This is a genomic window from Streptomyces sp. NPDC048436, from assembly GCF_043200355.1.
Lineage (GTDB): Bacteria > Actinomycetota > Actinomycetes > Streptomycetales > Streptomycetaceae > Streptomyces.
In genome coordinates this window covers 13,297-29,335 of record NZ_JBICXP010000004.1, presented here as the reverse complement: position 1 = coordinate 29,335, position 16,039 = coordinate 13,297, and the positions used below count along the sequence as shown (strand labels likewise).

Here is a 16,039-nt window from a genome sequence, read left to right as displayed (position 1 = left end):
CGTACGCCGAAGGGGGCGCCCCGTGCGGGGGACGCCCCCTTCGTCGTACGACATCGCAGTCCGGCTGTCCGGCTATCCGGCCGCGGCGATCGGGCCCGAGGTCGTGTGCGCGGTCTTCTTGAGCTCCACCTCGCGCCGCCTGCGCCTGGCGAGCACCACGCGGCGCTCGGCGGCGGTGAGCCCGCCCCAGACGCCGTACGGCTCGGGCTGGAGCAGGGCGTGCTCCCGGCACTCGACCATCACGGGACAGCGGGCGCAGACCCGCTTCGCGGCCTCCTCGCGGGACAGGCGTGAGGCGGTCGGCTCCTTGGACGGGGCGAAGAACAGCCCGGCCTCGTCTCGGCGGCACACCGCCTCGGTGTGCCATGGGGAGTCCTGGTCATGATCGCGCACTGGCACCCGCGGGGCCGGAACGGCGGCGACCTGCAGGGACTGATGCGACGGCTGCAGCACGGGTCTACTCCTGACGACGGCTTCGCGAGCGAGAGACGATGCAGCAAGCTCTACCCGCTGTGCACGCGCCTATGCACTGAGTTCCGATGAACGGGCGGATGTACGGGAGTTCGCGCCGTCAGTGGCCGGTCGCGCGCCGGTTGGGCCCCTCGGGGGACGCGTCAGTGCCCGAGGTGCTTGCGCAGCTGCTTGTGCAGGTCCCGGACGCGCTTGCCCCGCTTGGGCTTCGCCTCGATGTTGCCCAGGATCGCGTAACCGTCGACGAAGACGACCGGGGCGTCGCGCTCGGCCGAATCGAGCGTGTCCACCTCGAAGTTGCCGAGGACACCGGCGCCGCTGCCCCGCAGCGAGATGTTCTCCGGGACGCGGATCTCCACGTTGCCGAAGACGGAGACCGCCTTGATGACGACCTGGCGCTGCTCGAAGATCGCCTCACTGAGGTCGATCTCGATGTTCCCGAAGATCGCGTACGCGTGCGTGCGCCGGCCCACGCGCCAGCGGCCCTTGCGGACGGAGCTGCTGAAGACCGCCACCATGTTCTCGTCGGCGACCGGCGGCACGACTCCGTCCGACGGCCGGGAGGGCGCGGGCTCGGGCGTCACCGTCGCGTACGGCGCGCCGCTCGCCGCGGGCAAGTCGCCGACCAGCGGCTCCAGTTCACCCATGGTCTTGGCGCGGTAGACCCCGTCGATGCGCTCGCTGTGCTCCTCGGCGGTCAGCCGGCCCTCGGCGAGCGCCTCGCGGAGGATGTCCGCCGTGCGGTCCCGGTCGGCGTCCGACGCGCGCAGGCCTGCGGGCCGCGGTTCCGGGTGGGTCTGCTGGGGGCGCTTCTCTAGGTCCACACCGGTCAGCGTACCCAAACGCGATAGATCGCGACTAGCCCTTACTGAGCCTTACCTCACAGGCTCGGCCGTCCTGTGGCGTTCTACGCTGGTTGTCGCGTCGCCAATGGAGGCCGCGCCGCTGTCTGCCGAGTGAGGAATGGCCGTAAATGCCAGAGTTTGAGTACTCCGATCTGCTCCCGCTGGGAGAGGACACCACCCCGTACCGGCTGGTGACCTCCGAGGGTGTCTCCACCTTCGAGGCCGACGGGCGGACGTTCCTCAAGGTCGATCCACAGGCGCTGCGCACCCTCGCCGCCGAGGCGATCCACGACATCCAGCACTATCTGCGGCCCGCGCACCTGGCCCAGCTGCGGCGCATCGTGGACGACCCGGAGGCGTCGGGCAACGACAAGTTCGTGGCGCTCGACCTGCTGAAGAACGCGAACATCGCTGCCGCGGGCGTGCTCCCCATGTGCCAGGACACCGGCACGGCGATCGTCATGGGCAAGCGCGGACAGAACGTCCTCACCGAAGGTGAGGACGAGAAGGCCCTGTCGCACGGCATCTACGACGCGTACACGAAGCTGAACCTGCGCTACTCGCAGATGGCCCCCCTGAACATGTGGGAGGAGAAGAACACCGGCTCCAACCTCCCGGCCCAGGTCGAGCTGTACGCGACCGACGGGGGCGCCTACAAGTTCCTCTTCATGGCCAAGGGCGGCGGCTCGGCCAACAAGTCGTTCCTCTACCAGGAGACGAAGGCCGTCCTGAACGAGGCCTCCATGATGAAGTTCCTGGAGGAGAAGATCCGCTCCCTGGGCACGGCCGCGTGCCCGCCCTACCACCTGGCGATCGTCGTCGGCGGCACCAGCGCCGAGTTCGCCCTGAAGACCGCGAAGTACGCCTCCGCGCACTACCTGGACGAGCTGCCCGCCGAGGGCTCCCCGACCGGCCACGGCTTCCGCGACAAGGAGCTTGAGGAGAAGGTCTTCGAGCTGACGCAGAAGATCGGCATCGGCGCGCAGTTCGGCGGCAAGTACTTCTGCCACGACGTGCGTGTGGTGCGCCTGCCCCGCCACGGTGCCTCGCTGCCCGTCGCGATCGCCGTCTCCTGCTCGGCCGACCGCCAGGCCACCGCGAAGATCACCGCCGAGGGCGTCTTCCTGGAGCAGCTGGAGACGGACCCGGCGCGCTTCCTGCCTGACACCACCGACGAGCACCTCGACGAAGCCTCCGACGTCGTCGAGATCGACCTGAACCAGCCGATGGACGCGATCCTCGCCGAGCTCACCAAGTACCCGGTGAAGACCCGCCTCTCGCTCAACGGCCCGCTCGTCGTGGCCCGCGACATCGCGCACGCCAAGATCAAGGAGCGGCTCGACGCGGGCGAGGAGATGCCGCAGTACCTGAAGGACCACCCGGTGTACTACGCGGGCCCCGCCAAGACCCCCGAGGGCTACGCCTCCGGCTCCTTCGGCCCGACCACGGCCGGCCGGATGGACTCCTACGTGGAGCAGTTCCAGGCGGCGGGCGGCTCCAAGGTGATGCTCGCCAAGGGCAACCGCTCCAAGCAGGTCACCGACGCCTGCGGCTCGCACGGCGGCTTCTACCTGGGCTCGATCGGCGGCCCGGCGGCACGTCTCGCGCAGGACTGCATCAAGAAGGTCGAGGTCGTCGAGTACGAGGAGCTCGGCATGGAGGCCGTATGGAAGATCGAGGTCGAGAACTTCCCGGCCTTCATCGTGGTCGACGACAAGGGCAACGACTTCTTCCAGGCACCTGCCGAGTCCCCGACCATTCTCAGCATTCCGGTACGGGGACCCGGCCAGGCGTAACGCCCTAAGCCGCTACGCGAAGCGCTGGTTCGCCGCTCCCGTGCACTTCTGGAGCTTCAGCTGCTCCTTGGCCCCCGCCAGGGTCAAGCAGAGCCCGGTGTCGGCGGCCGGGTGCAGCGTTCCGGAGTCGCGGACGAACTTCTGGTTGGCGCCGCCGTGGCAGTTCCACAGCGTGACGGCGGTGCCTTCGTTGGCGGTGCCGGGGACGTCGAGGCAGCGGTCCTGGGTCAGACCTGTGTGCAGGGACCGCTGCCCGGCGTCGTACCACCACGTCTGGTTGCGGTTGCCGGTGCAGTCCCAGCCCTGGACCTTGGTGCCGTTACGGCTGCTCGACGCGTCGACGTCCACGCACGTGCCCGTACCCGCGTTCTTCAGCGGCTTGTACGCGTCGTCCCATCCGCCCTGGTAGAGCTTCGGGCTGCCCGTGCTCGCCGGGTCGGCGCAACCACCCTCGCTCCAGCCGGAGTTGTAGAGCTGGGTGAGGCAGGACGCGAAGGCCGCGTGGCCGCGGGCGTTGGGGTGGAAGGACTGGCGGACCGAATTGGAGTCCGGCGGGAAGGGGTGGGAGAGGTCCACGTAGAGGCCGCGCGCCCAGGAGTCCTCCATGCAGACCTCATGGCCGTGGAAGAGGCGGGAGTTGTCGAGGTAGGTCGCGCCCGCCGCCCTGGCCGCCTTGCGCATACCGGTCTCGAAGGCCGGGACGGCGTAGTTGCGGCCCCACTCGGTGTCGGAGTCGTAGCCGAGGCCGCCGCAGACCAGCTTGCCCGGGAACGAGGGGTTGTCCCTGAAGTCCGGGCCGATGGGGCTCGGGTAGCCCATGACGACCAGTTTGTAGGCGTCGCCCGCGTATCCCGCGTCCTTCATGACGGTCTTCAGGTCGCGGATGGACTGCTCGACCTTGGGCACGAGCGCGTCGACCCGCGCCTGCCACCCCGGCGTGTACTTGCCGGCGCAGGAGCCCTGGCTGAGCAGATAGCGCGTCACGCAGTCGGTCATCACCGGCGCGAACTCGAGGTCGTCGTTGGCCCCGATGACCAGCATGACCGCCTTGATGTTCGTGTTGCGCGCCTTGATGGCGAGGTTGTCGCTCTGCACCAGCTCGTCGGGGTACTGCTTGGTCCCGCCGATCTTGATGTTGGCGGTCTGCGCTCCCGAGCAGGCGACGTTGTACGTCACGTCGGCGGGGATGCCGGTGCGGTGGATCGCGGCGTCCGGTGAGCGGTGGCACCAGTTGTCGGGGCCGTCGGTGCCGGGTTCGTACGTTCCGACTCCCTCCCCCGATATCTCGCTGTCGCCGAGCGAGATGAGGCCGGTCTTCCGGTCGGCGAGCGGGCGCTCGGCCGGGTCGCCGTAGAGCTTGGTGGCCTCGGCCGCCCGGATCTTCTCCAGGTCCGGCGGCAGCGGCGCAGAGGTGAGCGTGGCGCTCCCGCGGTCCTTGCCGTCCGCGGCCTGGGCGGGTGTGCCCGCGATCGTGCCGAGCACGGCCGCCATCGCGACGGCCGCCGCGAACGAACATCGCAGTCCGCCCTGGCGACTGCGTCTGGTGCGCTTCATTGCGCCTCCCCGGTTTGGTGTTACCCACGGTTTTTACTGGTCAGTAGCGGCCTTGGGAATACCTAGAACAAGACAAGTGCTCAACTTTTCAGCGAGGTCTGACGGAGAGGTAGGTTCGTGGAATGACCAGCGACGCCAGCGCAAGCGCAAGCGGTGAGTACCGGATCGAGCACGACTCCATGGGCGAGGTGCGGGTCCCCGCGCACGCCAAATGGCGGGCGCAGACGCAGCGGGCGGTGGAGAACTTCCCCGTCTCCGGACAGCGTCTTGAGCGCGCGCACATCGCCGCCCTCGCGCGGATCAAGGCGGCTGCCGCGAAGGTCAACGCGGAGCTTGGCGTGCTCGACAAGGACATCGCGTCGGCGATCGCGGACGCGGCGGGCGAGGTGGCCGAAGGCCGCTGGGACGAGCACTTCCCGGTGGACGTCTTCCAGACGGGCTCCGGCACGTCGTCCAACATGAACACGAACGAGGTGCTCGCCACGCTCGCCACGGAGCGGCTCGGGCGTGACGTCCACCCGAACGACCACGTGAACGCCTCCCAGTCCTCGAACGACGTCTTCCCGTCCTCGATCCACATCGCGGCCACGGGAGCCGTGACCGGCGATCTGATCCCCGCCCTCGAACACCTGGCTGCGGCCCTGGAGCGGAAGTCCGAGGAGTTCGCCGACGTCGTGAAGTCCGGGCGTACGCATCTGATGGACGCGACGCCCGTCACGCTCGGCCAGGAGTTCGGCGGCTACGCGGCGCAGGTGCGCTACGGCGTGGAGCGCCTGCGCTCATCGCTGCCGCGTCTGGCCGAACTGCCGCTCGGCGGAACGGCGGTGGGCACCGGCATCAACACCCCGCCCGGCTTCTCGGCGGCCGTGATCGACGAGGTGGCGCGCGCCACCGGGCTTCCGCTGACCGAGGCCCGTGACCACTTCGAGGCGCAGGGCGCGCGGGACGGGATCGTCGAGACCAGCGGGCAGTTGCGGACGATCGGCGTCGGCCTGACGAAGATCGCCAACGATCTGCGCTGGATGGCCTCAGGACCGCGGACCGGGCTCGCCGAGATCAACCTGCCCGACCTGCAGCCCGGTTCCTCGATCATGCCGGGGAAGGTGAACCCGGTCATCCCCGAGGCGGTCCTGATGGTCGCCGCCCAGGTCACCGGCAACGACGCGACGGTCGCCGCGGCGGGGGCCGCGGGGAACTTCGAGCTGAACGTGATGCTTCCCGTGATCGGCAAGAACGTCCTTGAGTCCATGCGGCTGCTCGCGAACGTGTCGCGGCTGCTCGCCGACCGGACGGTCGACGGAATCACCGCGAACGCCGAGCGGGCCCGGGAGTTTGCCGAGTCCTCGCCCTCCGTCGTCACTCCGCTGAACAAGTACATCGGGTACGAGGAGGCGGCGAAGGTGGTCAAGAAGTCGCTGGCCGAGCGGAAGACCATCCGGGAGGTCGTGCTCGAAGGCGGGTACGTCGAGCGGGGCGACCTCACGTCGGCCCAGCTGGACGAGGCGCTGGACGTACTGCGGATGACTCACCCGTAGGGATGCCCTACTAATATCTCCGCATGACAGACCTCACCACGCCGCCAACGACGAGCAGCGGAGCAGCACGATGGGCCCCCGGCTCCCAGGTGCTGTGGCGGTACAAGGAGAACGGCGGGGACGCGATCCACATCTGCCGGCCCGTCACGGTCGTACAGGACACCCAGGAACTGCTCGCCGTGTGGCTGGCTCCGGGGACCGAGTGCGTCAAGCCCGTCATCGCCGACGGGACGCCCGTTCACCAGGAGCCCCTCGCCACCCGCTACACCAAGCCCCGTGCCCTGCGCAGGGACCGGTGGTTCGGCACCGGAGTGCTGAAGCTGGCCCGGCCCGCCGAGCCGTGGTCGGTGTGGCTTTTCTGGGAGCCCGGCTGGCAGTTCAAGAGCTGGTACGTGAATCTCGAGGAGCCACGCGGCCGTTGGGCCGGAGGCATCGATTCCGAGGATCACTTTCTGGACATCTCTGTACGGCCGGACAGGACCTGGCAGTGGCACGACGAGGACGAGTTCGCACAGGCCCAGCGCGCAGGACTGATGGAGGAGGCAAAAGCGCAGGAAGTGCGGGCCGCCGCACACGCGGCCATCGATGTGATCCACTCCTGGGGACAGCCCTTTTCGGACAACTGGCAGCACTGGCGCCCCGATCCGGACTGGACTATTCCAGCCCTACCGGATGACTGGGACCGCACGCCCGCGCATGTGACGTCATGAGACCCTTGATGCGCCCCCATGGTTCAAACGTAGGATCGTCCTCCGCAAGGGCGCACAGCAGCAACCCAGCTTCAACTCCCTGAGCTTGCGCGTTGCCTGACAGGGTGTCATCGAAGGGCGGCAGAACGTGAGCGAGGCGAGCGGGTTCGAGGGGTACGGCGGGTCATCCGGCGTGCTGCCCGACCGTACGGGGCAGGCCGAAGCCTTCGACGCCATCGGACAGCACTACGACGACGCCTTCCCGCACAAGGACGGCCAGCTCGCCGCCGGGCGCAGGCTCGCCGACGCGCTGGCGCCCGGGTCGAGGATCCTCGACGTGGGCTGCGGAACCGGACTTCCGACCGCTCAGCAACTCGTGGGCGCCGGTCACTCGGTCCTCGGGATCGACCTCTCCCCGGGCATGCTCGACCTCGCCAGGAAGAACGTGCCCGACCAGGGCGCCGAGTTCCGGCGGCTCGACGTGGCGGCGCTGCGGGCCGAAGGGCCGGACGGCGTGGGCCTGTTCGACGGAATCACGGCGTTCTTCGCGCTGTTGATGCTTCCGCGCGCCGAGATCCCGTACGCTCTGCGGCTGCTGCACGGACTGCTGCGCCCCGGTGGTCTGCTCGCACTGTCCATGGTCGAAGCCGACCTGGACGACGCGAGAATTCCGTTCCTGGGGCACACAATCCGGGTATCCGGATATCTGCGGGACGAACTGCGGCAGGCCGTACGTGACGCGGGCTTCGACATCGTCGACGAGGACACGTACTCCTACGCCCCGGCCAGTACCGACGTACCACCCGAGCATCAGCTCTTCCTGCACTGCCGACGCGGCTGACCAAAGTAGCCACCGGAGACCAAGGCGCAGCCCCGGACGGACGGATTCGAAACGCGTGACGGAGCACTCCATCCCCGACGAGGGCCGACAGCCCCGAGCTGCCCGGCCCCCCGCCCCCGCGGACCCACGCGGGGCGCTGGTGCGTACCCCGAAGGCGAGGGACAGCGCGGGCGCGGCCGCCTTACCCGCGCAGCCGACACAGTCCCCTCAGGCGGCACAGGCACGGACCGGCGACCCCGCCCCGGGCCCCAGCGACGAGCACTCCCAGCCGTCGGGGTCCCCGGGGCAGCACCCCGACCCGCACCGCCCGCGCCCCGATGGCGCTCCGGGCGGCGAGGAGCGGCGCTCGGGACAGCCCAGGCCACCGGGCGGAGGCCCCGCCGCCATGCGCCGTGACGGCGACCGGCTGCGCTTCGTGGGCGCGGCGACCCGGCGGATCGCCCGCGGCATCGACCTGGACGAGATCGTGATGGGCCTGTGCCGGGCCACGGTGCCGACGTTCTCCGACGCCATACTGGTCTATCTGCGCGACCCGCTGCCGGTCGGCGAGGAGCGGCCGAGCGGCGCCCTCGTACTGCGCCTGCGCCGCACCGACCGCATCCCCGAGGAGCCCGACACCGAGGGCGGCACGATGCCCGCCCTCCAGGTGCAGTCCGACCTGGTGACCACCGCCGAGCTCTGCGAGGTACGCCCCGGCGGCACCCTCGCCGAGGTCCTTCGCGGCGTCCGCCCGGTCTTCGCCGACGCCCCCGCGGCAAGCGCCGCGCTGCCCGAACTGCTCGGCGAGGGGCGGACCGTGCCCTCGGGCCAGCGGACCATCCTCGCCCCGCTGCGGGGCAGGCGCCGGGTGATCGGCGCCGCGGTGTTCCTGCGCCGCCCCGACCGGCCCGCGTTCGAGAACGACGACCTGCTTGTCGCGGCCCAACTGGCGACGCACAGCGCGCTCGGCATCGACAAGGCGGTGCTCTACGGCCGCGAGGCGTACATCGCCGACGAGCTCCAGCGCACGATGCTGCCCGAGACTTTGCCACGCCCGACCGGCGTCCGCCTCGCCTCCCGCTATCTCCCGGCCGCCGAGACGGCCCGCGTCGGCGGCGACTGGTACGACGCGATCCCGCTGCCCGGCAGCCGCGTAGCCCTCGTCGTGGGCGACGTCATGGGGCACTCCATGACATCGGCCGCGATCATGGGCCAGCTGCGGACCACCGCGCAGACCCTGGCCGGGCTCGACCTGCCGCCCCAGGAGGTCCTGCACCACCTGGACGAGCAGGCCCAGCGGCTCGGCTCGGACCGCATGGCGACCTGCCTCTACGCGGTCTACGACCCGGTCGCGCACCGCATCACCATCGCCAACGCCGGCCACCCGCCACCCGTCCTGCTGCATCTGGGCGGCCGGGCGGAGGTCCTGCGGGTCCCGCCGGGCGCGCCCATCGGCGTGGGCGGCGTCGACTTCGAAGCCGTGGAGCTCGACGCGCCCGCGGGCGCCACGCTGCTGCTCTACACGGACGGCCTTGTCGAGTCCCGCCTGCGTGACGTGTGGACCGGCATAGAGCAGCTGCGCGAACGGCTCGCCGCCACCGCCCAGTTGACGGGGCCGGACCACCCGCCGCCCTTGGAAGCCCTCTGCGACGACGTGCTCGACATGCTCGGCCCCGGCGACCGGGACGACGACATCGCGCTGCTCGCCGCCCGCTTCGACGGAATCGCGCCGAGCGATGTCGCGTACTGGTACCTGGAGCCGGAGGACGCGACACCGGCCCGCGCCCGCCGCCTGGCCCGCAGCGCCCTGGAGCGCTGGGGCCTCCAGGAGCTGAACGACTCCCTGGAGCTCCTGGTCAGCGAGGTCGTGACCAACGCCGTGCGGTACGCATCCCGCCCGGTGACACTGCGCCTGCTGCGTACGGACGTGCTGCGCTGCGAGGTCGGCGACGACGTGCCGCAGCTGCCGCGCCTCCGGCAGGCGCGGGCCACGGACGAGGGCGGACGCGGGCTCTACCTGGTCAACAAGCTGGCCCGGCGGTGGGGCGCGACGCGCCTGAGCACGGGCAAGGTGGTGTGGTTCGAGCTGAACCACAGCTGAGCAGGCAGCAGTACGGCGAAGGCGCCCGGAAGCATGTGCTTCCGGGCGCCTTCGCCGTACTCAGTTCTGTTGGCGCTGTCCGTTCGGGTTCTCCGGGATCTCGATGGAGCCCGTCGGGTCGGGGTCCGGCTCCTCCGGGTCGTCCGTCGGCTCCTGGGTCGTCGGGTCGTCCGTCGGCTCCTGGGTCGTCGGGTCGTCCGTCGGTTCCTTGGTGGTCGGCTCGTCCGTCGGAGGCTTCGTCGTCGGCTCCTCGGACTCCGTCGGCTCGTCCGTGGGCTCCTCGGGGGCCTCCGTCGTCGGATCGGGAGGCGGTGCGATGGCCGCGCCCATGGACGTGTCCAGGTCGAACTTGCTGGGCGAGCCCATCGCCTTGAAGGTGTACGCCGCCCAGATCTGCGCCGGGAAGCTGCCGCCGTCGACGCGCGGCAGACCGCCGGCGCCCTTCATGGAGACCTGCTTGCTCTCCTCGGCCGTGCCCGCGGCACCCTCACCGAAGAGACCGACCGAGGTGACGAGCTTGGGCGTGTAGCCGGTGAACCAGGCCGACTTGTTGTCGTCGGACGTACCGGTCTTGCCCGCCACGTCCTGCACCGGGCTGCGCACCGCGCTGCCCGTGCCGTCGTCGACCACACCGGTCAGGACCGAGGTCAGCGAGTCCGCGGTGCCCCGCTCCACGACCTGCTCGCCGATCGGGTCCGGCAGGTCGATCGTGCGGTCCTTGTGCTCGACCTTGGCCACGATCGCCGGGGTGACCTTCTTGCCGTGGTTGTCGAGCGTGGCGTACACACCCGCCATCTCCAGCGGGCTCGCGCCCATGGTGCCCAGGGTCTGCGCGGGCACGGCGGGCAGGTCCTCGACGTCCATGCCGAGCTTGCCGGCCGTCTCCAGCACGTCGTCCATGCCGACGTCCACGCCCATCTGCGCGAAGACGGAGTTGATGGACTTGTTCATCGCCTTCTGGACGGTGACCGGGCCATAACTCTTGCCGTCCTCGTTCGGCGGGGCGAAGCCGACGTCGCTGCCCTTGACCGGGCGCTTGCTGGTGCCGTCGTAGACCGTGTTCGCCGTGATCGGCTGGCCGGACTGCGTCTGGGAGCCGTTCTCCAGGGCGGCGGCCAGGATCAGCGGCTTGAAGGTGGAGGCGGGCTGGTAGTCGCGCCGGGCCGCGTTGTTCGTGAAGTGCTTGACGTAGTCCTGGCCGCCGTACATCGCGAGGACCTTGCCGGTCTTGGGGTCGACGGACGCGGCGCCCGCCTGCACCCGGGCGTCGGCCTTGCGCTTGTCGGGGTCGAGCTTGTCGTTCAGCTGCTTGTCGACAGCCTTCTCCAGCTGCTTCTGCTTCTTCTCGTCGATGTTGAGCGTGATCGAGTAGCCGCCCGCGTCGAACTGCTTCTCGCTGAGGTTGCCCGCCCGCATGACCTCGTCCTTGGCCTGCTTCACCAGATAGCCGGTCTGCCCTTCGAGGCCGGGCGCGGCCTTGGGCTTGTCCGGCACGTCGAACGTGAGCTTCTCGCGCTCACCCGCGGGCAGCCAGCCCTCCTCGACCATGTTGTCGAGTACGTAGTTCCAGCGGGCCTTGACCAGTCTGCGGCTGGCGTCGGTGGCGGAGGTCCAGTCGTACTGGCTCGGGGCCTGGAGGAGGGCGGCGAGATAGGCGCCCTGCGTGACGTTCAGCTCCTCGGCGTCCACGCCGTAGTACGCCTGGGCGGCGGCCTGGATGCCGTAGGCGCCGCGGCCGTAGTAGCTGGTATTGATGTACCCGGCGAGGATGTCGTCCTTGCTCCTGTTCTGGTCCACCTTCAGCGAGATGACCAGTTCCTTGAACTTGCGGGTCACCGTCTGATCCTGCGTCAAGTAGTAGTTCTTGACGTACTGCTGGGTGATCGTCGAGCCGCCCTGCTTGCCCTTGCCGGTGACCGTGTTGATCAGGCCGCGGGCCGTGCCCTTGAAGTCGACGCCCTTGTCCTTGTAGAAGGACTTGTTCTCGGCGGCCACGAACGTGCGCTGCACCTTCTTCGGCACCTTGTCCAAGTCGACGACCTCACGGTTCAGTTCGCCGGTCCTGGCGATGACCTTGCCGTCCTTGTACTTGTAGACGTTGCTCTGCAGCTTGGCCGCCGCGTTGCCCTCGGGCACGTCGACCACCATGTAGAGGATGACGAAACCGAGCATGCCCAGCAGGCAGAGGCCGAAGAACGTACCCAGGATCTTCTTCAGCGTGAAGAAGCGGCGTATGCCGGTGCGCTTGGGTTTGCCGGCGCCGGCAGGGCGCCCGCGCGCTGCCCGGCGCGCGCCGCGCTGTCGCGCCTGTCGCTCTTCCGCTCGGCCCATGGCTCTGAGTGCTCCGCTTCCGTCTAGTCCTCATGCGTACGTCGAGTCAGCTCATGAAGCTAACACCGCACCCTGGGACAAACTCCTGCCGATCCGGCCTTTTCCGGACGTGACAATGAGCACCTGCCCTTAAGAACCGACGAACACAGACCTCAGAAGGTTGCCTGACTTTCGAACCTGTGAGCACCTCGTGACCGGTATACATGGCGGGTATACACACCGTGTAGAGTGCTCCGCATGTCCATCGGTCACACCCTCCTCGGCCTGCTCGAATCGGGCCCGCGCCACGGCTACGACCTCAAGCGCACCTTCGACGAGAAGTTCGGTCACGACAAGCCGCTGCACTACGGGCAGGTCTACTCGACCATGTCCCGCCTCCTGAAGAACGGCCTCGTCGAGGTCGACGGCATAGAGGCGGGCGGCGGCCCCGAGCGCAAGCGGTACGCGATCACCGAAGCCGGCATCACCGATGTCGAGCGGTGGCTCGCCACCCCGGAGAAGCCCGAGCCCTACCTCCAGTCGACCCTCTACACGAAGGTCGTCCTCGCGCTCCTCACCGAGCGCGACGCCTCGGAGATGCTCGACGCCCAGCGCGCCGAGCACCTGCGCCTGATGCGCATCCTCACCGACCGCAAGCGCAAGGGCGACCTCGCCGACCAGCTGATCTGCGACCACGCGCTCTTCCACCTCGAAGCCGATCTGCGCTGGCTGGAACTTGCCGCCGCGCGCCTCGGCAAGCTCGCCCAGGAGGTTCGCTCCGCATGACCCCCGCAGGTTCCCTTCTCACCGCCTCCGGTCTTCACAAGGCGTACGGTCCGACGACCGCGCTCGACGGCGCCGACTTCTCCATCCATCCCGGCGAGGTCGTCGCGGTGATGGGCCCGTCCGGCTCCGGCAAGTCCACGCTCCTGCACTGCCTCGCGGGGATCGTCAAGCCCGACTCGGGCTCCATCACGTACAACGGCCGCGAGCTCGTCGACCTGCCGGACGCGGCGCTGAGCGCCCTGCGCCGCAGCGAGTTCGGCTTCGTCTTCCAGTTCGGGCAGCTGGTCCCCGAGCTGACGTGCGTCGAGAACGTGGCGCTTCCGCTGCGGCTGAACGGCGCCAAGCGCAAGGACGCCGAGGCGACCGCCCGCACCTGGATGGAGCGTCTGGAGGTCGAGGACGTCACCGCCAAGCGGCCCGGCGAGGTCTCCGGCGGCCAGGGCCAGCGGGTCGCCGTGGCCCGCGCGCTCGCCACAAGTCCGCGCGTGCTCTTCGCCGACGAGCCCACCGGCGCGCTCGACTCGCTCAACGGCGAGCGTGTGATGGAGCTGCTCACCGACGCCGCGCGCTCGACGAACGCCGCCGTCGTCCTGGTCACGCACGAGACGCGCGTCGCCGCCTACTCCGACCGCGAGATCGTCGTACGCGACGGCAGGTCACGCGACATGGAGCGGGCGATATGAGCCTCGACACGCGCGCCGAGGCCCACACGCGGCCCGGGCCGCCGCACGCCGACCCCGCCGCGGCTGTGTCCACGGGGGGATCCCGCGCCTTCGTCCGTGACCTCGCGCTGGGCATCCGGTTCGCCGTCGGCGGCGGCCGCGAGGGCTGGGCTCGCACCCTCCTGACCGCGGTCGGCGTCGGCCTCGGCGTGGCCCTGCTGCTCGGCGCGGCATCCGTGCCCAACCTGCTCCAGAACCGCGAGGACCGCTCGGTGGCTCGCTCCGCCGAGGGCGAGTTCACGGGCAAGAAGATCAAGCGGTCGGACTCCACGGTCCTGCAACGCGACGTTCCCACCGACTTCCGCGACAAGACGGTGAGCGGCCGCGTGCTGCGCGCCGAGGGCACGCACCCGGCCCTGCCGCCCGGCCTGAAGAAGATCCCGGCGGACGGCGAGATGTTCGTGTCGCCCGCCCTGCGCGAGCTCCTCGGCAGCTCCGAGGGCGCTCTCCTCAAGGAGCGCTACAGCCAGTACCGCGTCACCGGCACCATCGGCGACGCCGGCCTGACCAACCCCCAGGAGCTCTACTACTACGCCGGTTCCGACGCCCTCACCCCGGCCAAGGGCGGCCACCGCGTCGAAAGCTTCGGCTACAAGGAGCCTGCGGAACCCCTGGACCAGATGCTGATCGTCCTGGTGGTCCTGATCTGCGTGGTCCTGCTGACCCCGGTGATCATCTTCATCGGCACGGCCGTCCGCTTCGGCGGCGACCGGCGCGACCGGCGTCTCGCGGCGTTGCGCCTCGTCGGCGCCGACGCCCACAGCGTGCGACGGATCGCGGCGGGCGAGGCCCTGTGCGGCGCACTGCTCGGTCTCGCCGCGGGTGGCCTGTTCTTCCTGGGCGTGCGCGAACTGATCGGCACGCTCGATGGGTGGAAGATCAGCGCCTTCCCCTCGGACGTGGTGCCGGTGCCCGCCCTCGCCGTACTGATCCTGCTCGCCGTGCCGGTCACGGCCGTCCTGGTCACGCTGGTCTCGCTGCGGGCCGTCTCCATCGAGCCGCTGGGCGTCGTCCGCAGCAGCAAGCCCCGCAAGCGCCGTCTGTGGTGGCGCATCGTGATGCCGCTCCTCGGCCTCGGGATCCTGCTGGCCGCGGGCCAGGTCGGCGGCGACATGGCACCGCCGGTCTTCGCCATCGGCGCGGGTGCGACGCTCACCCTGGTGGGCCTGGCGGCGCTGCTGCCCTGGCTCGTCGAGGTGAGCGTGGCGAAGCTGCGCGGCGGCGGCCCCATCCCCTGGCAACTGGCCACCCGCAGACTTCAGTTGAGCAGCGGTACGGCGGCACGGGCGGTCAGCGGCATCACCGTCGCCGTGGCGGGCGCGGTTGCCCTGCAGATGCTGTTCGTCGCGATGCACGACGACTTCAACCAGGCCACCGACAACAATCCCGGCCGCGCCAAGCTGGTCGTGACGGCCGACGTCGGCGACGGCGAACTCGCCGCGCGGATGATCGACACGTTCCGCACGACCAAGGGCGTCGAGAAGGTCATCGGCACGGTGTCCACGTACGTCGTCAAGCCGGGCAAGCTCAAGAACGCGGACGACATGCGGCCCACCACGGAGCTGACGGTCGCCACCTGCGCGAACCTGCGCGAGCTCGCCCACATCGGCAGCTGCGAGGACGGCGACACCTTCGTCGTGCACACCGGCACCGCGATGGACAAGTGGGTCGACAAAGCGGCGCGCCCCGGCAAGCCGGTCGACCTGAACGCCATCAGCTGGGACGAGCCCGGCCACCGGCACGCCCCGTGGACGCTGCCCGCCGACTCCCGCACGGTCAAGGCCCGCTCCGACCCGGGGGGCGAGCTGCACAACGGCATCTTCGCCACGCCCGGCGCGATCGACCTGTCCAAGATGGCCGACGCCGCCACGACCGCGATGATCAAGGTCGACCCGGACGTCCCGGACGCCGAGGAGTACATCCGCAACGCCGGGGCGCACGTGGACCCGTTCCTCGACGTGCGGACGCTGCGGGCGATCGAGCGCGACAAGCAGTACGCCACCATCCAGACCGGACTGCGGATCGGCGCGATGGCGACGATGGCGCTGATCGCGGCGTCCATGCTGGTCTCGATGATCGAGCAACTGCGGGAGCGCAAGCGCCTGCTCGCCGCGCTCACGGCGTTCGGCACGCGCCGCGCCTCGATGGCGTGGTCGATCCTGTGGCAGACCGCGATCCCGGTCGTGATCGGCCTGGCTCTCGCCGTCGCGGGCGGAACCGGCCTCGGCTGGGTCATGGTCCGCATGATCCGGCATTCGGTCACCGACTGGTGGCTGTTCGCTCCCCTGACGGCCGCCGGAGCCGTGCTCGTCGCGGTCGTGACGCTGCTCAGCCTGCCGCCGCTGTGGCGCATGATGCGCCCGGACGGTCTGCGCACGGAGTAACTGCCCTTCCAGGGCCGGTACGTTGC

General features: G+C 69.9%; 12 protein-coding genes. 8 read left to right on the top strand and 4 right to left on the bottom strand.

Features of this window, described 5'->3' with window-relative positions; genetic code table 11:
- Positions 1–72: 72 nt before the first annotated feature.
- Positions 73–453: a WhiB family transcriptional regulator gene (locus ACGFX9_RS14960; protein WP_393470641.1), complete on the bottom strand. Its 381-nt coding sequence runs from the start codon at positions 451–453 to the stop codon at positions 73–75.
- A gap of 161 nt (positions 454–614) precedes the next feature.
- Entirely contained in the window at positions 615–1,295 is a 681-nt protein-coding gene (locus tag ACGFX9_RS14955; RefSeq protein ID WP_393470637.1) for a DUF1707 domain-containing protein, read from the bottom strand.
- A gap of 149 nt (positions 1,296–1,444) precedes the next feature.
- Here ACGFX9_RS14955 and ACGFX9_RS14950 point away from each other — a divergent pair, with 149 nt between their 5' ends.
- Positions 1,445–3,112, top strand: coding sequence for a fumarate hydratase (locus ACGFX9_RS14950; protein WP_393470634.1), 1,668 nt, complete (start codon positions 1,445–1,447; stop codon positions 3,110–3,112).
- A 12-nt stretch (positions 3,113–3,124) separates the two neighbouring features.
- Here the strand turns inward: ACGFX9_RS14950 and ACGFX9_RS14945 are convergent, their stop codons facing one another.
- Positions 3,125–4,666, bottom strand: coding sequence for a ricin-type beta-trefoil lectin domain protein (locus tag ACGFX9_RS14945; protein WP_393470631.1), 1,542 nt, complete (start codon positions 4,664–4,666; stop codon positions 3,125–3,127).
- A gap of 122 nt (positions 4,667–4,788) precedes the next feature.
- On the opposite strand from ACGFX9_RS14945, the gene ACGFX9_RS14940 reads away from it, so the two are divergent.
- From ACGFX9_RS14940 to ACGFX9_RS14925, 4 genes are all read left to right on the top strand, one after another.
- Complete coding sequence (locus ACGFX9_RS14940; protein WP_393470628.1) at positions 4,789–6,201, top strand: class II fumarate hydratase; 1,413 nt, start codon at positions 4,789–4,791, stop codon at positions 6,199–6,201.
- 23 nt (positions 6,202–6,224) lie between these two features.
- Complete coding sequence (locus ACGFX9_RS14935) at positions 6,225–6,911, top strand: DUF402 domain-containing protein (protein ID WP_393470626.1); 687 nt, start codon at positions 6,225–6,227, stop codon at positions 6,909–6,911.
- A gap of 127 nt (positions 6,912–7,038) precedes the next feature.
- Complete coding sequence (locus ACGFX9_RS14930; RefSeq protein ID WP_393470623.1) at positions 7,039–7,731, top strand: class I SAM-dependent methyltransferase; 693 nt, start codon at positions 7,039–7,041, stop codon at positions 7,729–7,731.
- 55 nt (positions 7,732–7,786) lie between these two features.
- Complete coding sequence (locus ACGFX9_RS14925) at positions 7,787–9,811, top strand: SpoIIE family protein phosphatase (RefSeq protein ID WP_393470620.1); 2,025 nt, start codon at positions 7,787–7,789, stop codon at positions 9,809–9,811.
- A 60-nt stretch (positions 9,812–9,871) separates the two neighbouring features.
- Here the strand turns inward: ACGFX9_RS14925 and ACGFX9_RS14920 are convergent, their stop codons facing one another.
- Positions 9,872–12,142, bottom strand: coding sequence for a transglycosylase domain-containing protein (locus tag ACGFX9_RS14920; RefSeq protein ID WP_393470617.1), 2,271 nt, complete (start codon positions 12,140–12,142; stop codon positions 9,872–9,874).
- A gap of 237 nt (positions 12,143–12,379) precedes the next feature.
- Here ACGFX9_RS14920 and ACGFX9_RS14915 point away from each other — a divergent pair, with 237 nt between their 5' ends.
- The 3 genes from ACGFX9_RS14915 to ACGFX9_RS14905 are packed head-to-tail and all read left to right on the top strand — an operon-like array spanning position 12,380 to position 16,013.
- Positions 12,380–12,907 carry a PadR family transcriptional regulator gene (locus tag ACGFX9_RS14915; RefSeq protein ID WP_160506940.1) on the top strand — a complete coding sequence of 176 codons (528 nt, stop codon included), beginning with the start codon at positions 12,380–12,382 and terminating at the stop codon, positions 12,905–12,907.
- A complete protein-coding gene (locus ACGFX9_RS14910; RefSeq protein WP_393470614.1) occupies positions 12,904–13,590 on the top strand; it encodes an ABC transporter ATP-binding protein in 687 nt (228 codons plus the stop codon). The genes ACGFX9_RS14915 and ACGFX9_RS14910 overlap by 4 nt, the downstream gene beginning before the upstream one ends.
- The gene (locus ACGFX9_RS14905) at positions 13,587–16,013 is read left to right on the top strand and encodes an FtsX-like permease family protein (protein ID WP_393470611.1); all 2,427 of its coding nucleotides are present in this window, start codon (positions 13,587–13,589) and stop codon (positions 16,011–16,013) included. The genes ACGFX9_RS14910 and ACGFX9_RS14905 overlap by 4 nt, the downstream gene beginning before the upstream one ends.
- The last annotated feature ends 26 nt before the right edge of the window (positions 16,014–16,039 follow it).

What these genes read in the sequence shown, in the direction of transcription:
- ACGFX9_RS14950 (WP_393470634.1), top strand. Translation starts at nt 1,445, where the DNA reads ATGCCAGAGTTTGAGTACTCCGATCTGCTCCCGCTGGGAGAGGACACC.
- ACGFX9_RS14945 (WP_393470631.1), bottom strand. Translation starts at nt 4,666, where the DNA reads ATGAAGCGCACCAGACGCAGTCGCCAGGGCGGACTGCGATGTTCGTTC.
- ACGFX9_RS14940 (WP_393470628.1), top strand. Translation starts at nt 4,789, where the DNA reads ATGACCAGCGACGCCAGCGCAAGCGCAAGCGGTGAGTACCGGATCGAG.
- ACGFX9_RS14935 (WP_393470626.1), top strand. Translation starts at nt 6,225, where the DNA reads ATGACAGACCTCACCACGCCGCCAACGACGAGCAGCGGAGCAGCACGA.
- ACGFX9_RS14920 (WP_393470617.1), bottom strand. Translation starts at nt 12,142, where the DNA reads ATGGGCCGAGCGGAAGAGCGACAGGCGCGACAGCGCGGCGCGCGCCGG.
- ACGFX9_RS14915 (WP_160506940.1), top strand. Translation starts at nt 12,380, where the DNA reads ATGTCCATCGGTCACACCCTCCTCGGCCTGCTCGAATCGGGCCCGCGC.
- ACGFX9_RS14910 (WP_393470614.1), top strand. Translation starts at nt 12,904, where the DNA reads ATGACCCCCGCAGGTTCCCTTCTCACCGCCTCCGGTCTTCACAAGGCG.
- ACGFX9_RS14905 (WP_393470611.1), top strand. Translation starts at nt 13,587, where the DNA reads ATGAGCCTCGACACGCGCGCCGAGGCCCACACGCGGCCCGGGCCGCCG.